This is a genomic window from Streptococcus oralis (genome assembly GCF_001075875.1).
Lineage (GTDB): Bacteria > Bacillota > Bacilli > Lactobacillales > Streptococcaceae > Streptococcus > Streptococcus oralis_I.
In genome coordinates this window covers 1-15,091 of record NZ_JUOS01000167.1, presented here as the reverse complement: position 1 = coordinate 15,091, position 15,091 = coordinate 1, and the positions used below count along the sequence as shown (strand labels likewise).

The window sequence follows — 15,091 nt, the reverse complement described above, 5'->3', positions numbered from 1 at the left end:
TTTCTACAACAAAATAGGCTCCATAATTCCTATGGTGGTGCTACCCACTACAGAAATTATGGAGCCTTTTTTGTTATGAGCTATACCTTTGTATTAAACTCTTTATTTATTGTATAATTGTTAGAATAGCTGTATATGGCATAAAGATTATTATATAAAAAATAAATAAACCACTTTATCATTGTTTTGTTTTATACTTATTATTGAAAAGAATCGAACCGAATAATGATTTTTAAGCATATTTTTGGTATAATAATACCCAGGAAAAACTAGAGAAAAAAAGGAGGTAGAGATGGAAAAGTATTTATCGGTTACAACTTTGACCAAGTATTTAAAAATGAAATTCGATAAAGACCCCTATTTGGAACGGGTCTATTTAACTGGTCAAGTCTCTAACTTCCGTAAGCGTCCAACCCATCAGTATTTTTCTCTTAAAGATGACCGAGCGGTTATTCAGGCGACCATTTGGTCGGGTGTCTACCAACGTTTGGGATTTGACTTGGAAGAAGGGATGAAGATTAATGTAGTTGGTCGCGTCCAAGTCTATGAGCCAAGTGGAAGCTATTCGATTATTATTGAAAAAGCTGAACCAGATGGTGTTGGTGCCTTGGCTATCCAATTTGAACAGCTTAAGAAGAAACTGGCAGAAGAAGGTTTATTTCAAGAACGCTTTAAACAATCTTTACCACAATTTTCAAAAAAAATAGGTGTGGTGACCAGTCGAAGTGGTGCTGTTATCCAAGATATCATCACTACAGTCAGTAGACGTTTCCCTGGTGTGGAAATTGTCCTATATCCTACTAAAGTTCAAGGTGAGGGTGCTGCAGAGGAGATTGCTCGTAACATTGCGAGAGCCAATGAACGAGATGACTTAGATGTTCTGATTATCGGACGTGGTGGTGGTTCCATTGAAGATCTTTGGGCCTTTAACGAAGAAATTGTAGTTCGAGCAATTTTTGAATCTCGTTTACCGATTATTTCGAGTGTAGGTCATGAAACGGATGTCACTCTGGCTGATTTTGTGGCTGATAAGAGAGCGGCAACACCGACAGCTGCTGCTGAATTCGCTACACCAGTAACTAAGTTAGACCTTTTGACCTATCTTCAGAATCAAGAAAAACGTATGACTACAGCGGTTAAGCATAATTTGTCAAAGAAACAAGAAGCTTTGAGAATCCTCAGTCAATCGGTCATCTTCAGACAACCAGAGCGTTTATATGACGGTTATCTACAACGCTTGGATCAGTTACAGCTACGACTGAAGCAAGGACTGAATGCTGAATTGGTTCGAAATCAACAAAAGGTTCAAGAACAAATCCACCGTTTGGAACAATTATCACCAATCATCAAAATCCAGCGTTATCAGGATCGTATCCAGCAATTAAAGAAACTGCTGCGAAGCCAGATGGCTGTGACCTATGATGCAAAAGTAGCAGAAGTAAAACGCCTATCAGAAGCTCTCCTTATGCTAGATACTAGTCGAATTGTAGCCAGAGGTTATGCAATTGTCAAAAAAGGAGAAGTCGTAGTCGCTTCTGCGAAAGATTTGAAAGAAAATGACCAAGTATCACTGTTGATGCGAGACGGTCAAGTAGATTTAGAGGTAAGAGATGTCAAAACAAAAGAAATTTGAGGAAAATCTAGCAGAACTTGAAACGATTGTTCAAAGCTTAGAAAATGGTGAAATTGCTTTGGAAGATGCTATTTCTGCATTTCAAAAAGGAATGCTCTTATCCAAAGAATTGCAGGCAACACTTGATAAGGCTGAAAAGACCTTGGTCAAGGTGATGCAAGTAGATGGAACAGAAAGTGAACTGGTATGAACAAGCAGGAAAAACTAGCTTTGGTCGAGTCAGCTCTTGAAGACTTTTATGGCAACCAACAATTTGCGTCCAGTTTAAGAGAAGCTGTTCTTTATTCCATACATGCTGGAGGTAAACGGATTCGTCCATATTTACTTTTAGAAGTTTTGGACTCCTTGCAAGTGCCTATCACTCAGGAACATGCTCAAGTTGCAGCGGCACTAGAAATGATTCATACAGGAAGTTTGATCCATGATGATCTACCTGCTATGGATAATGATGATTATCGCCGAGGACGTTTGACCAATCATAAGGTGTATGGTGAAGCTCTAGCTATTTTAGCAGGGGATGCGCTTTTTTTGGATCCCTATGCTTTAATTGCTCAAGCTGATTTACCGAGTCAAACAAAGGTTGATTTAATAGCTAATTTATCACTTGCTTCTGGAAGTATGGGAATGGTAGCTGGTCAAGTGTTAGATATGGAAGGTGAAGGAAAACACTTGAATTTAGAGGGACTTCAGACTATCCATGCTAATAAGACCGGTAAACTATTAGCCTTTCCTTTCCAAGCTGCTGGTATCATTGCTGGATTGGATGAAAATCTTCAAAAACAGCTTAAAACAGTTGGCGAATTGATTGGCCTGGCTTTCCAAGTGAGAGATGATGTCCTTGATGTAACAGCAAGTTTTGAGGAAATAGGAAAGACACCCCAGAAAGATTTGCAAGCCGAGAAGTCAACATATCCTGCATTGTTGGGATTAGACCAGGCGATAGCGTTTTGCAATCAAACTTTGGATCAAGCTACTGCGAAACTAGAAGAGATTAGTCAAGTTGTGAGTTTTGATAAGGAGCCAATTGTGAAAATAGTAGAAAGTTTGAGAATCAATGGCTAAGGAAAGAGTAGATGTACTAGCTTACAAACAAGGTTTATTTGAAACGAGAGAACAAGCCAAACGAGGTGTTATGGCAGGTTTGGTAGTCGCTGTTTTAAATGGCGAACGATTTGATAAACCAGGAGAAAAAATTCCTGATGATACAGAGTTGAAACTCAAGGGTGAGAAACTTAAGTATGTCAGTCGTGGTGGCTTGAAACTTGAGAAGGCACTAGATATTTTTGATCTATCAGTTGAGGGACAAACGACCATTGATATCGGAGCTTCAACAGGTGGTTTTACTGACGTCATGTTGCAAAATGGTGCTAAACTAGTTTTTGCAGTTGATGTTGGTACTAACCAACTGGCATGGAAATTACGCCAAGACCCTCGTGTTGTCAGTATGGAGCAGTTTAATTTTCGTTATGCGGAAAAAATTGATTTTGAACAGGAACCAAGTTTCGCAAGTATCGATGTCAGTTTTATTTCCTTAGGCCTTATTTTGCCGGCTTTGCACCGTATTTTAGCTGATCAAGGTCAGGTTGTAGCTCTAGTTAAACCTCAATTTGAGGCTGGTCGAGAACAGATTGGTAAAAATGGAATTATCAGAGATGCCAAAATTCACCAAAATGTTTTAGAATCAGTTACTAAAATGGCAGTTGATGAAGGATTTTCAGTCTTAGGATTGGATTATTCTCCTATTCAAGGTGGTCATGGGAATATCGAGTTTTTAGCCTATTTGCGAAAAGAAGATCACGCAATCAATCAGGTTACTTCTGAAATAGAAAAAATAGTGGAGAAAGCACATAGAGAATTTAAAGATGAATAAAAAAGAGAGACTTGAGAAGATTAGAAGATTTGTTACAGATTATCAAATCGGCACACAGGAAGAAATCGTTGAACACTTGAGAGAAGCAGGTATCTCTGCTACTCAAGCAACAGTCTCCCGAGATATTAAAGAATTGGGTATTGTAAAAATTCCATTGAAAGACAATACTTACATTTATGAATTACCAAAATCAATCGTTAGAAGCTTGCAATTGGCAGAAAACAATATTGTTCATGCTGAACGCATGGGAAATATGATCAATTTGCAAGTCATTCCAGGAAATACTATTTTCGTCAAGAGTCAGTTGATGACTGTTTTTTCTGACCAAATTTTTAGCTGTATTGCTGATGATAATTCCATCTTGATGGTATTGAGAAGTGAAGAAACAGCCAAAGATATTTTTGAGCAAGTTAAAAATTGGTAGGATTATATGTTACTTGAAATTTCGATTAAAAATTTTGCTATCATCGAATCAATTTCTTTGAACTTTGAACAAGGGATGACTGTTTTAACTGGTGAAACAGGTGCGGGTAAATCAATCATTATTGACGCTATGAATATGATGTTAGGAGCTCGAGCTACAACAGAAGTCATTCGTCATGGGGCACCAAAAGCGGAAATTGAAGGTCTTTTTTCAATTGAAAGTAATCGTGCGCTAGAAGAAATTTTTGATGAACAAGGATTAGAATTAAGTGATGAAATCATTATTCGTCGCGAAATTTTACAAAACGGTCGGAGCATCAGTCGTGTCAATGGACAGATGGTTAATCTTTCAGTATTAAGGACGATTGGTCAACAGCTAGTTGATATCCATGGTCAACATGACCAAGAGGAGTTAATGCGCCCACATCGACATATCCAGATGTTGGATGAGTTTGGGGATGCCTCTTTCTTTGAATTAAAAGAAGCCTATCAGACGAGCTTCGATAACTACCGCCGTATGCGCAAGCAAGTGCTTGACATCAAAAAAAATCAGCAGGAACACAAGGCTCGAATTGAAATGTTGGAATTTCAGATGGCTGAGATTGAAGCAGCTAATTTGAAAGCTGGTGAAGATATTGCCCTTAATCAAGAAAGAGACAAACTTCTTAACCATAAACATATCGCCGATACTTTAACAAATGCTTATAGTATGCTTGATAATGAAGAATTTTCAAGCCTTGCAAATGTTCGTTCGGCCATGAATGATATGGAAAGTCTTGAAGAGTTCGATCCAGAGTATCGTGAGATTTCAAACTCCCTTTCTGAATCCTATTATGTTCTAGAAGATATCACCAAGCGCTTGGAATCCATTATTGATGATTTAGATTTTGATGGTAATCGTTTGATGCAGGTTGAAAGCCGACTAGATTTAATTCACACCATTACCCGTAAGTATGGTGGTAGTGTGGATGATGTCCTTGAATACTTTGCCAAGATTACAGATGAATACAATCTTCTAACAGGAAATAATCTATCTTCTGAAGATATGGAAATCGAACTCAAGAAACTTGAAAAAAATCTTGTGGATCTAGCGGGTCAAGTTGCTCAAGCTCGCCATAAAATAGCGCAGGACTTAGAAGCTGAAATCAAGCAAGAATTGCAAGACCTATACATGGAGAAAGCACAATTTCAAGTTCGTTTTAGTCAAGGAAAATTCAGTCGCGAAGGTAATGAGAGTGTTGAATTTTACATTTCAACCAACCCTGGAGAAGATTTTAAACCATTAGTAAAAGTAGCTTCTGGAGGAGAGTTGTCTCGTTTGATGTTGGCTATCAAGTCTGCTTTTTCTCGTAAGGAAGGCAAGACCAGTATCGTCTTTGATGAGGTGGATACGGGAGTTTCAGGTCGTGTAGCTCAAGCCATTGCACAAAAGATTCACAAAATTGGTCAGAACGGACAAGTATTGGCGATTTCTCACCTTCCGCAAGTTATTGCGATTGCAGATTATCAGTTCTTCATCGAAAAGATTAGCAATGAATATTCAACCGTTTCAACAGTTCGCTTGTTGACAGTTGAAGAAAGGATTGAAGAAGTCGCTAAGATGTTGGCTGGAGAGAATGTAACAGAAGCAGCATTGACTCAAGCAAGAGAATTATTACAAAGTAAGGAGAAATAAATGACAGACTATTATGTAATTGGTGATGTCCACGGAAAAGCTGGAATGTTAGAAGATTTACTTAAAACATGGGATGGCAAGACTCAATTACTTTTTCTTGGAGATTTGATTGATAGAGGAGAAGATAGTCGCCGTGTTCTTGAAATGGTCAAGGATTTGGTAGATAACCAAGGAGCCATCTGCTTATCAGGGAACCACGAGTATATGTTTTTAACTTGGTTGGATAATCCTGAAGAAAGTTATGACCACTATCGTCGAAATGGTGGGGATACAACTATTAATTCTATTTTGGGACGCCCACTGGATGCACCAGTAGATGGAGTAGCAGATGCAAAGCGTGTTGAGACAGAAGCAGCAGACTTAGTGGAGTTTATCCGTCAGATGCCTTTTGTCATTGAAACGGAAAAGTATATCTTTGTTCATGCCGGTATTGATTTGACTTTGGAGGATTGGCACGATACTACTGACTATAAGAAGGTATGGCTCAGAAAACCATTCCACGAAGCAGCCAATCATACTGGAAAAACCATTGTCTTTGGACATACACCAGTCTATGGTTTGTTGGATCAAAAACCTGGTACATCTGAACTTTGGATGACAGAAGACGGTAAGATTGGAATGGATGGAGGAGCTGTTTACGGTGGTGTCCTTCACGGTATTGTCTTTACCGACCAAGGTATGACAGAACATTACTTCATTGAAAATGACGGCTTTGTTGCTGAAGATTAGTACTCCTAACAGGGTATGGTCTTGTCAAAATGTTAAAAACAATTTATAATTAATAGATACCCTGAAAGGAAGAGAATGATGAACTTAGAAGAATTGAAAAAACGACAGGAGAAGATTCGTAACTTCTCTATTATCGCCCATATTGACCATGGAAAGTCAACACTAGCAGACCGTATTTTGGAAAAGACAGAGACAGTTTCCAGTCGTGAAATGCAGGCCCAACTTCTTGATAGTATGGATTTAGAGCGTGAGCGTGGAATTACTATCAAGCTTAATGCTATCGAGCTTAATTATACGGCTAAAGATGGTGAGACTTATATCTTCCACTTGATTGACACACCTGGACACGTGGACTTTACCTATGAGGTTTCACGTTCCCTAGCTGCCTGTGAAGGTGCTATTTTGGTCGTTGATGCTGCCCAAGGGATTGAGGCTCAAACTCTAGCAAACGTTTACCTTGCCTTAGATAATGATTTGGAAATCCTTCCAGTTATCAATAAGATTGACCTACCAGCAGCAGATCCAGAGCGCGTGCGAACAGAAATCGAAGATGTCATTGGTCTAGATGCTAGCGAAGCAGTATTGGCTTCAGCTAAGGCGGGTATCGGTATCGAAGAAATTCTCGAGCAAATCGTAGAAAAAGTTCCATCACCAACTGGTGACGTGTCAGCACCATTGAAAGCTTTGATTTTTGACTCAGTTTATGATGCCTATCGTGGTGTTATCCTCCAAGTTCGTGTCATGGATGGAGTAGTCAAACCTGGTGATAAGATTCAGCTCATGAGCAATGGTAAGACCTTCGATGTTACTGAAGTCGGAATCTTCACACCTAAAGCTGTAGGACGAGACTTCCTTGCGACAGGTGACGTTGGTTATATCGCGGCTTCTATCAAGACTGTTCAGGACACACGTGTCGGTGATACAGTAACCTTGGCGACAAATCCAGCGACAGAACCACTTTCAGGATACAAGCAGATGAATCCAATGGTTTTCGCAGGTCTCTATCCAATCGAGTCAAATAAATACAATGACCTTCGTGAAGCTCTTGAAAAATTGCAACTCAACGATGCTAGTCTTCAGTTTGAACCTGAAACTTCTCAAGCTCTTGGATTTGGTTTCCGTTGTGGTTTCCTTGGACTTCTTCATATGGATGTTATTCAGGAACGTTTGGAACGTGAGTTTAACATCGACCTTATTATGACTGCACCATCAGTTATCTACAAGGTTAATCAGACTGATGGTGAGTCTATGGATGTGTCTAACCCATCCGAGTTCCCAGATCCTACAAAGATTGCAACTATCGAAGAACCTTATGTTAAGGCACAAATCATGGTACCGCAAGAATTCGTCGGAGCAGTAATGGAATTAGCTCAGCGCAAACGTGGTGACTTTGTGACCATGGATTATATTGATGACAATCGTGTTAATATTATCTATCAAATCCCACTAGCTGAAATTGTCTTTGACTTCTTCGATAAACTAAAATCTTCGACACGCGGTTATGCAAGCTTTGATTACGAATTGTCAGAGTATCGTCCATCTAAGCTGGTGAAAATGGATATCCTTCTTAATGGTGATAAGGTGGATGCTCTTAGCTTTATCGTTCACAAGGACTTTGCCTACGAACGTGGGAAACTCATCGTTGATAAGCTCAAGAAAATCATTCCTCGTCAACAATTTGAAGTTCCGATCCAAGCAGCTATTGGGCACAAGATTGTCGCGCGTACAGATATTAAAGCTCTTCGTAAAAATGTGCTTGCTAAATGTTACGGTGGTGACGTTTCTCGTAAACGTAAACTCCTTGAAAAACAAAAAGCTGGTAAGAAACGCATGAAAGCCATCGGTTCAGTAGAAGTCCCACAAGAAGCCTTTCTCAGCGTATTGAGCATGGATGAAGAATAGTCGCTATGTGAGAATAGCATAGATTGTAATAAATCGATCAGTTGATTTAGATTGAAGAAAAGTCCATTTTGGACAATTTTCTTCAATCTTTTTCTTTCTTTTGAATCACTCAATTGATTTTGTAAAGTGTCAAAATACAGTAATTTTTTGACACTTTTCTCTTCATACTTTAAAATAGAAGTGAAAGGAGAGTTATCATGAAAAAAATAATAACTTTATCTACACTTTTACTTTGTAGTCTTAGTCTAATTGCTTGTAGCAATTCAGAGAAGACAAATGAAGTAAAGACAGAAGCCTCTTCTAGTGTTCAAGAAGTTTCAAGTCAAGAGCCTAGTTCATCGCAAAAGCAGACGGAAGAAACTCAAATAGTTGGATCTGATGATTATGGATATGTGAAAATTCCTAAATCATGGGTTCATTTCAAAGAAATTGAAGGTGGAGATGACATTCAGTATTGTGATGGGACGGATGTCAATATTGTAACTCTCAATACCTTTAAACCAGAGCAGTTTGGTATTAGTGAAAGTGAGTACGCTGCGCTTGAAACTGTTCAAATCTCAACTAGTATTTATGAATCTAAACAGAAAAGTCAAGACTTTTCCAAGGTATGGGGGTCAAAATCAACTATCGGTGGCTATGAGGCCTATGTAGTAAACTGTATTGCTAAAAATGGTAAATACTTAATTATCTGGGTATTTAAATCTGATGATGGTAAGTTTAGATATGTTTCTCTGGAAGGTGTTCCAGAGGTATTAAAAAATCTTCTTCCAATGGTGGAAGAAAGTTGGACCAATAAAAAGAGTTAACATCGTGAAAACAGGAGTACTTCCTGTTTTTTTGTTTTACTTATTAAGAAATTTATAAAAAATATGTTTGAAATCATTAAATGTTTAATTCGTAAACAAAAAAAATAAATATCAAACAAAATACAACAAAAAAACATTGACAACGGTTTCATATAGTGTTATACTTGTACCATAAAAGTTAAATATGAAGGGAGAAGGTCATGGGATTAGATCATTTCTTTGACAAAGACCTAGTCTTTTGCTTAGAAGCAGATAATCAAGAGCAACTTTTCGATCAAGTTGCAACCCTACTGGAAGAAAAGAAAGTTGTTACAGAGACCTATCGATCGGCCTTGATTGAACGTGAAAAATCGTTCCCAACTGGTTTGGATATGGAGTTTTTAGGGAAGGATTTGCCTAACGTAGCTATCCCTCATACTGATACAATTCATAATCTAACTGAAAATGTTGTCGTGGTTCGTCTGGAAAAACCAGTCACGTTCCACAATATGATTGCACCTGATAAGGAAGTAGAAGTATCATTACTCTTCTTTATCATCAACAATTCAAGTTCAAGTCAAACAAATATACTTGCACAGTTGATGGACTTCTTTACAGGCAATGGTCATCTTGAAGCGCTGTCTAAGATTACGGAACCTGAAGCTTTGTTCCAATACATCTCAGAAGCGACTGCTTAATTTGTTAATAATTTTTATATAAAAACGGAGGAAATCCAAATGATTAAAATTCTTGCTGCTTGTGGTGCAGGTGTTAACTCAAGCCACCAAATTAAAAGTGCTCTTGAAGAAGAACTTTCTAACCGTGGGTACGATGTTCAATGTGATGCTGTTATGGTAAAAGATGTCAATGAAGACTTGATTAAAGGTTATGATATCTTCACACCAATCGCTGCTACTGATTTAGGTTTTGAACCAGGTATTCCAGTCGTTGAAGCAGGACCAATCTTGTTCCGTATTCCAGCTATGAGCGCTCCAGTTTATGACAATATTGAAGCAGCTATCAAAGAACATGGTCTAAGTTAATTATTAATTTGTAAATATTCCATAAAAATAAAGGGAGGAAAATTATGGATATCATTATCGAACTAGCCAATAAGCTGTTCAAACCTATCTTGGAAATGGGTGGACCGATCATCATGCTGATCATTTTGACTTTATTGGCTCTACTTTTTGGAGTGAAATTCTCCAAAGCGCTTGAAGGTGGTATCAAACTTGCCATCGCTCTTACTGGTATCGGTGCTATCATCGGTATGTTAAATGGTGCTTTCTCAGCGTCTCTTGCAAAATTCGTTGAAAACACTGGTATTCAATTGAATATTACCGACGTTGGTTGGGCACCACTTGCTACAATCACTTGGGGTTCAGCTTGGACACTTTACTTCTTGCTTGTGATGTTGATCGTCAACATTGTAATGCTTGCAATGAAGAAAACTGATACACTTGACGTCGATATCTTTGATATCTGGCACTTGTCTATCACAGGTCTTTTGATCAAATGGTACGCTGACAACAATGGAGTTAGCCAAGGAGTTTCACTCTTCATCGCGACTGCAGCAGTTGTTCTTGTTGGGGTTCTTAAAATCATCAACTCTGACTTGATGAAACCAACATTTGATGACCTTCTTAACGCACCAAGTTCATCACCAATGACTTCAACTCACATGAACTACATGATGAACCCAGTTATCATGGTTTTGGATAAGATTTTTGATAAACTCTTCCCAGGTCTTGATAAATACGACTTTGACGCTGCTAAATTGAATAAACGAATCGGTTTCTGGGGATCTAAATTCTTCATCGGTTTCATCCTTGGTATCGTTATCGGTTTGATGGGAACTCCACATCCAGTTCCTGGTGTTGAAGGTGCTGATAAATGGGAACTTGTTATTAAAGGTTGGTTGTCACTTGGTTTGACTGCCGGTGTCTGCTTGGAGCTCTTCTCATTGATCGGTTCATGGTTCATCGCAGCCGTAGAACCACTTTCACAAGGTATTACAAACGTTGCTACTAAACGTCTTCAAGGACGTAAATTCAATATCGGTCTTGACTGGCCATTTATCGCTGGTCGTGCTGAAATCTGGGCTTGTGCTAACGTACTTGCACCAATCATGTTGGTTGAAGCAGTGCTTCTTTCAAATGTCGGAAATGGTATCTTGCCACTTGCTGGTATCATCGCAATGGGTGTAACTCCAGCTCTCTTGGTAGTTACTCGTGGTAAATTGCTTCGTATGATTATCTTCGGAACACTCTTGTTGCCACTCTTCCTTCTTTCAGGTACACTTATCGCACCATTTGCAACAGAACTTGCTAAAGGTGTAGGTGCCTTCCCAGAAGGTGTAAGCCAAACTCAATTGATTACTCACTCAACTCTTGAAGGACCAATCGAAAAACTATTTGGTTGGGCAATTGGTAACGCTACAACTGGTGATATCAAAGCTATCCTTGGCGCATTAGTATTCCTAGTATTCTACGTTGGTATCTTTGCATGGTACAGAAAACAAATGATCAAACGTAATGAAGAATACGCAGCAAACGCAAAATAATTCGCTCCTAAAAATGTAAATTGTAAAAACTAGGTTGTCAGTTTCCAAATCTGGAGTCGACAGCCTAGTTTTTTAGGCCTTAAATAAATGGAGGTAATTCTAATGATTGAATTAAAAACAGAACAGTTAAGTGTACAGTTTCAAACTTTTGGTGGTGCACTTTCTTCAATAAAAGACAAAGATGGAATTGAGTATTTGTGGCAAGGAGATCCAACTTACTGGAGTGGACAAGCACCGGTTCTATTTCCAATTTGTGGATCCGTTAGAAATGATACTGTCTTGTATGATCAAGAAGATGGTAGTCAAGTAGCAGGAAAAATTCCGCGTCATGGTTTGGTTCGAAAAAAAGAATTTGAATTAGTAGAACAAACAGAGAATTCTGTCACCTTTGCTATCGAAGATGACCAAGACATGTATGAGAATTATCCCTATCATTTTCGACTAGAAATAACTTATACAGTTACTGGAAAAACTATTCGAACACAGTATCAAGTTACCAATAAGGAAACAGATAAGAAAATGCCATATTTTATTGGTGGACATCCAGGCTTTAACTGTCCTTTATTTGATGATGAAGCTTATGAAGACTACTATCTCGAATTTGAAAAGCCAGAAACTTGTACAGTTCCTAAACCATTCCCAGAAACAGGGATGTTAGATTTTCAAGATAGAAGTAGCTGGTTAAAAGACCAAAAAGAATTGGATCTAAACTATGATTTCTTTAGCTATGATGCTGTGACTTTAGATGAATTAACCTCTCGCTCTGTTTCCTTACGGTCACGTAAGCATGATAAGGGATTAAAACTGGACTTTGAAGAGTTTCCAAACCTCATCGTTTGGTCAACGCTTAATAAAGGTCCCTTCCTTGCTCTGGAACCTTGGTCAGGTTTGTCAACTTCACTTGAAGAGGGCGATCATCTAGAGGATAAGAAAAATGTTCGAATCTTAAATCCAGGTCAAAGTGATCAAATTGGTTTTGATATAGAAATTTTCTAAAAAATAAACAAAAACAAACATAAACTGTTGACTTTTTTAAACAATAGTAGTATATTATGTTTATAAAGAACAATTTGTGTTTGTTTTAACAAGTTATTCTTCCAATTTCTCCAAGGAGAAGTTACAAAGAGTGATTAGATAAATCATTCTTAAACTAAAATAGTCAACAAAAACTACCAGTAACTACTTGGTGATGGTCATTTTCTTTCCAGAACCAAAAAATTTTTACTGGTCTATATAAAAAAGGAGTATACAATATGTCTATTGTTATTGGTGCAGATGCTGCAGGTTTGAGATTGAAAGAAGTCGTTAAAGATTTCTTGGAAAAAGAAAACTTCCACGTTGTGGATGTTACAGCTGAAGGTCAAGACTTCGTTGATGTAACTCTTGCAGTTGCTGAAGAAGTTAAAAAAGAAGAACAAAATCTTGGTATTGTCATTGATGCTTATGGTGCAGGTCCATTTATGGTTGCTACTAAAATCAAGGGAATGGTTGCAGCAGAAGTATCTGACGAACGTTCAGCCTATATGACTCGTGGTCACAACAACTCACGTATGATTACTATGGGTGCTCAACTCGTTGGTGACGAATTGGCTAAAAACATTGCTAAAGGCTTTGTAAATGGTAAGTATGACGGCGGTCGTCACCAAATTCGTGTCGATATGTTGAACAAAATGTGCTAATTTTTATAACGAAAGAAAGGTAAGATAAAAATGAGAATTGCAATTGGATGTGACCACATCGTAACTAATGAAAAAATGGCGGTTTCAGAATTTTTGAAATCAAAAGGACATGAAGTCATCGACTTTGGTACTTATGACCACGCTCGTACTCACTACCCAATCTTTGGTAAAAAAGTTGGTGAAGCAGTAGTTAGTGGCCAAGCTGATCTTGGTGTATGTATCTGTGGTACTGGTGTAGGTATCAATAACGCTGTTAACAAAGTTCCAGGTGTTCGTTCTGCTTTGGTTCGTGATATGACAACAGCTCTATATGCTAAAGAACAATTGAATGCCAACGTTATCGGATTTGGTGGTAAAATCACTGGTGAATTGCTTATGTGCGATATCATTGAAGCTTTCATCAACGCTGAATACAAACCATCTGAAGAAAATAAAAAATTGATCGCTAAAATCCAACACGTTGAAACTCATAACGATCATCAAACAGATGCCAACTTCTTTACAGAGTTCCTTGAAAAGTGGGATCGCGGTGAATACCACGACTAAGAGGTGACTCATGATTTTAACAGTCACAATGAACCCATCCATTGATATATCCTATCCTTTGGATGAATTGAAAATTGACACTGTCAACCGTGTTGTCGATGTCACGAAAACAGCTGGTGGTAAAGGTCTAAATGTTACACGAGTTCTATCAGAATTTGGTGATTCTGTAGTCGCAACTGGACTTGTTGGTGGTAAACTAGGTGATTTTCTAGTTGAAAATATTGATGATCAAGTTTCGAAACGTTTCTTTTCTATCCAAGGGGAAACTCGTAACTGTATCGCAATTCTACATGGAGAAAATCAAACAGAAATCCTAGAAAAAGGTCCTGAAGTTCAAGAAAAAGAAGGACAAGATTTCTTGGCTCATTTCAAAGAACTTTTAGAAACTGTAGAGGTAGTAGCCATTTCAGGTAGTCTACCAGCAGGACTTCCTGTTGACTATTATGCTAGTCTAGTTGAACTTGCTAACCAAGCTGGTAAACCTGTTGTCTTGGACTGTTCAGGAGCTGCACTTCAGGCGGTTCTTGAATCTCCACATAAACCAACGGTTATCAAACCAAATAATGAAGAATTGTCTCAACTTTTGGGTAGAGAAATTTCTAAAGACTTGGATGAATTAAAAGAGGTTCTTCAAGAGCCCCTATTTGGAGGAATTGAGTGGATTATCGTTTCCTTAGGTGCTAATGGTGCCTTTGCAAAACACGAGGACACTTTCTATAAAGTGGATATTCCAAAAATTCAAGTTGTAAACCCAGTTGGTTCTGGCGATTCAACAGTTGCAGGTATTGCATCAGGTCTTTTCCATAAAGAATCTGATCAAGAATTGTTGACTAAGGCGAATGTCCTTGGTATGCTAAATGCTCAAGAAAAAATGACCGGTCATGTCAATATGGCTAACTATCAAGGCCTATATGACCAACTAGTAGTGAAAGAGGTATAAAATGGTTTTAACAGAAAATAAACGTGCATGTTTGGAAAAACTCTCTGATGAGAATGGTATCATCTCAGCTCTTGCTTTTGACCAACGTGGTGCTTTGAAACGCCTTATGGCTCAATACCAAACAGAAGAGCCAACAGTAGCTCAAATGGAAGAACTTAAAGTCTTGGTAGCGGATGAATTGACTAAATACGCTTCATCAATGCTTCTTGACCCTGAGTATGGACTTCCTGCTACAAAAGCACTTGCTCCAAATGCAGGTCTTCTTCTTGCTTATGAAAAAACAGGCTACGACACAACAAGCACAAAACGTTTGCCAGACTGCTTGGATGTTTGGTCTGCAAAACGT

At 38.3% G+C, this 15,091-nt stretch carries 16 protein-coding genes and 1 pseudogene; all 17 read left to right on the top strand.

Annotated features, from left to right (window positions below; all coding sequences use genetic code 11):
• The first annotated feature begins 292 nt into the window (after window positions 1-292).
• Entirely contained in the window at window positions 293-1,633 is a 1,341-nt protein-coding gene (xseA, locus tag ADM33_RS08975) for an exodeoxyribonuclease VII large subunit (RefSeq protein ID WP_049504639.1), read from the top strand.
• The gene (locus ADM33_RS08970; protein ID WP_049504637.1) at window positions 1,611-1,823 is read left to right on the top strand and encodes an exodeoxyribonuclease VII small subunit; all 213 of its coding nucleotides are present in this window, start codon (window positions 1,611-1,613) and stop codon (window positions 1,821-1,823) included. The genes xseA and ADM33_RS08970 overlap by 23 nt, the downstream gene beginning before the upstream one ends.
• Complete coding sequence (locus ADM33_RS08965) at window positions 1,820-2,695, top strand: polyprenyl synthetase family protein (RefSeq protein ID WP_045763406.1); 876 nt, start codon at window positions 1,820-1,822, stop codon at window positions 2,693-2,695. Before ADM33_RS08970 ends, ADM33_RS08965 begins: the two co-directional genes overlap by 4 nt.
• Window positions 2,688-3,503, top strand: a complete 816-nt coding sequence (locus ADM33_RS08960; RefSeq protein ID WP_049504636.1) for a TlyA family RNA methyltransferase — start codon at window positions 2,688-2,690, stop codon at window positions 3,501-3,503. Before ADM33_RS08965 ends, ADM33_RS08960 begins: the two co-directional genes overlap by 8 nt.
• Window positions 3,496-3,927 carry an arginine repressor gene (locus tag ADM33_RS08955; RefSeq protein ID WP_045763404.1) on the top strand — a complete coding sequence of 144 codons (432 nt, stop codon included), beginning with the start codon at window positions 3,496-3,498 and terminating at the stop codon, window positions 3,925-3,927. The genes ADM33_RS08960 and ADM33_RS08955 overlap by 8 nt, the downstream gene beginning before the upstream one ends.
• A gap of 6 nt (window positions 3,928-3,933) precedes the next feature.
• Window positions 3,934-5,601 (top strand): DNA repair protein RecN, encoded by a 1,668-nt coding sequence (gene recN / locus ADM33_RS08950; RefSeq protein WP_045763403.1) that lies wholly within the window; start codon window positions 3,934-3,936, stop codon window positions 5,599-5,601.
• Window positions 5,602-6,330: a metallophosphoesterase family protein gene (locus ADM33_RS08945; RefSeq protein WP_045763402.1), complete on the top strand. Its 729-nt coding sequence runs from the start codon at window positions 5,602-5,604 to the stop codon at window positions 6,328-6,330.
• Between the two features lie 78 nt (window positions 6,331-6,408).
• Entirely contained in the window at window positions 6,409-8,232 is a 1,824-nt protein-coding gene (gene lepA / locus ADM33_RS08940; protein ID WP_045763401.1) for a translation elongation factor 4, read from the top strand.
• A 197-nt stretch (window positions 8,233-8,429) separates the two neighbouring features.
• Window positions 8,430-9,038 carry a hypothetical protein gene (locus tag ADM33_RS08935; protein ID WP_049504634.1) on the top strand — a complete coding sequence of 203 codons (609 nt, stop codon included), beginning with the start codon at window positions 8,430-8,432 and terminating at the stop codon, window positions 9,036-9,038.
• A 200-nt stretch (window positions 9,039-9,238) separates the two neighbouring features.
• On the top strand, window positions 9,239-9,715 hold the full coding sequence (locus ADM33_RS08930; RefSeq protein ID WP_000521965.1) for a PTS sugar transporter subunit IIA: 477 nt from the start codon (window positions 9,239-9,241) through the stop codon (window positions 9,713-9,715).
• Window positions 9,716-9,754: 39 nt separating this feature from the next.
• Window positions 9,755-10,060: a PTS sugar transporter subunit IIB gene (locus tag ADM33_RS08925; protein ID WP_000590576.1), complete on the top strand. Its 306-nt coding sequence runs from the start codon at window positions 9,755-9,757 to the stop codon at window positions 10,058-10,060.
• Window positions 10,061-10,104: 44 nt separating this feature from the next.
• Window positions 10,105-11,580, top strand: coding sequence for a PTS galactitol transporter subunit IIC (locus ADM33_RS08920; RefSeq protein WP_045763399.1), 1,476 nt, complete (start codon window positions 10,105-10,107; stop codon window positions 11,578-11,580).
• Window positions 11,581-11,682: 102 nt separating this feature from the next.
• Window positions 11,683-12,576, top strand: a complete 894-nt coding sequence (locus tag ADM33_RS10985; RefSeq protein ID WP_080982721.1) for an aldose 1-epimerase family protein — start codon at window positions 11,683-11,685, stop codon at window positions 12,574-12,576.
• Window positions 12,577-12,833: 257 nt separating this feature from the next.
• Entirely contained in the window at window positions 12,834-13,259 is a 426-nt protein-coding gene (gene lacA, locus ADM33_RS08910) for a galactose-6-phosphate isomerase subunit LacA (RefSeq protein WP_000029280.1), read from the top strand.
• Between the two features lie 30 nt (window positions 13,260-13,289).
• The gene (gene lacB / locus ADM33_RS08905) at window positions 13,290-13,805 is read left to right on the top strand and encodes a galactose-6-phosphate isomerase subunit LacB (RefSeq protein ID WP_001216925.1); all 516 of its coding nucleotides are present in this window, start codon (window positions 13,290-13,292) and stop codon (window positions 13,803-13,805) included.
• 10 nt (window positions 13,806-13,815) lie between these two features.
• Window positions 13,816-14,745: a tagatose-6-phosphate kinase gene (locus ADM33_RS08900; protein ID WP_049504630.1), complete on the top strand. Its 930-nt coding sequence runs from the start codon at window positions 13,816-13,818 to the stop codon at window positions 14,743-14,745.
• 1 nt (window position 14,746) lies between these two features.
• Window positions 14,747-15,091, top strand: a pseudogene (locus tag ADM33_RS08895) (tagatose-bisphosphate aldolase); the annotation flags it as partial.

Bases quoted from the DNA above. Each gene is read 5' to 3' on its own strand.
- xseA (WP_049504639.1), top strand. From the start codon at position 293: ATGGAAAAGTATTTATCGGTTACAACTTTGACCAAGTATTTAAAAATG.
- ADM33_RS08970 (WP_049504637.1), top strand. From the start codon at position 1,611: ATGTCAAAACAAAAGAAATTTGAGGAAAATCTAGCAGAACTTGAAACG.
- ADM33_RS08965 (WP_045763406.1), top strand. From the start codon at position 1,820: ATGAACAAGCAGGAAAAACTAGCTTTGGTCGAGTCAGCTCTTGAAGAC.
- ADM33_RS08960 (WP_049504636.1), top strand. From the start codon at position 2,688: ATGGCTAAGGAAAGAGTAGATGTACTAGCTTACAAACAAGGTTTATTT.
- ADM33_RS08955 (WP_045763404.1), top strand. From the start codon at position 3,496: ATGAATAAAAAAGAGAGACTTGAGAAGATTAGAAGATTTGTTACAGAT.
- recN (WP_045763403.1), top strand. From the start codon at position 3,934: ATGTTACTTGAAATTTCGATTAAAAATTTTGCTATCATCGAATCAATT.
- ADM33_RS08945 (WP_045763402.1), top strand. From the start codon at position 5,602: ATGACAGACTATTATGTAATTGGTGATGTCCACGGAAAAGCTGGAATG.
- lepA (WP_045763401.1), top strand. From the start codon at position 6,409: ATGAACTTAGAAGAATTGAAAAAACGACAGGAGAAGATTCGTAACTTC.
- ADM33_RS08935 (WP_049504634.1), top strand. From the start codon at position 8,430: ATGAAAAAAATAATAACTTTATCTACACTTTTACTTTGTAGTCTTAGT.
- ADM33_RS08930 (WP_000521965.1), top strand. From the start codon at position 9,239: ATGGGATTAGATCATTTCTTTGACAAAGACCTAGTCTTTTGCTTAGAA.
- ADM33_RS08925 (WP_000590576.1), top strand. From the start codon at position 9,755: ATGATTAAAATTCTTGCTGCTTGTGGTGCAGGTGTTAACTCAAGCCAC.
- ADM33_RS08920 (WP_045763399.1), top strand. From the start codon at position 10,105: ATGGATATCATTATCGAACTAGCCAATAAGCTGTTCAAACCTATCTTG.
- ADM33_RS10985 (WP_080982721.1), top strand. From the start codon at position 11,683: ATGATTGAATTAAAAACAGAACAGTTAAGTGTACAGTTTCAAACTTTT.
- lacA (WP_000029280.1), top strand. From the start codon at position 12,834: ATGTCTATTGTTATTGGTGCAGATGCTGCAGGTTTGAGATTGAAAGAA.
- lacB (WP_001216925.1), top strand. From the start codon at position 13,290: ATGAGAATTGCAATTGGATGTGACCACATCGTAACTAATGAAAAAATG.
- ADM33_RS08900 (WP_049504630.1), top strand. From the start codon at position 13,816: ATGATTTTAACAGTCACAATGAACCCATCCATTGATATATCCTATCCT.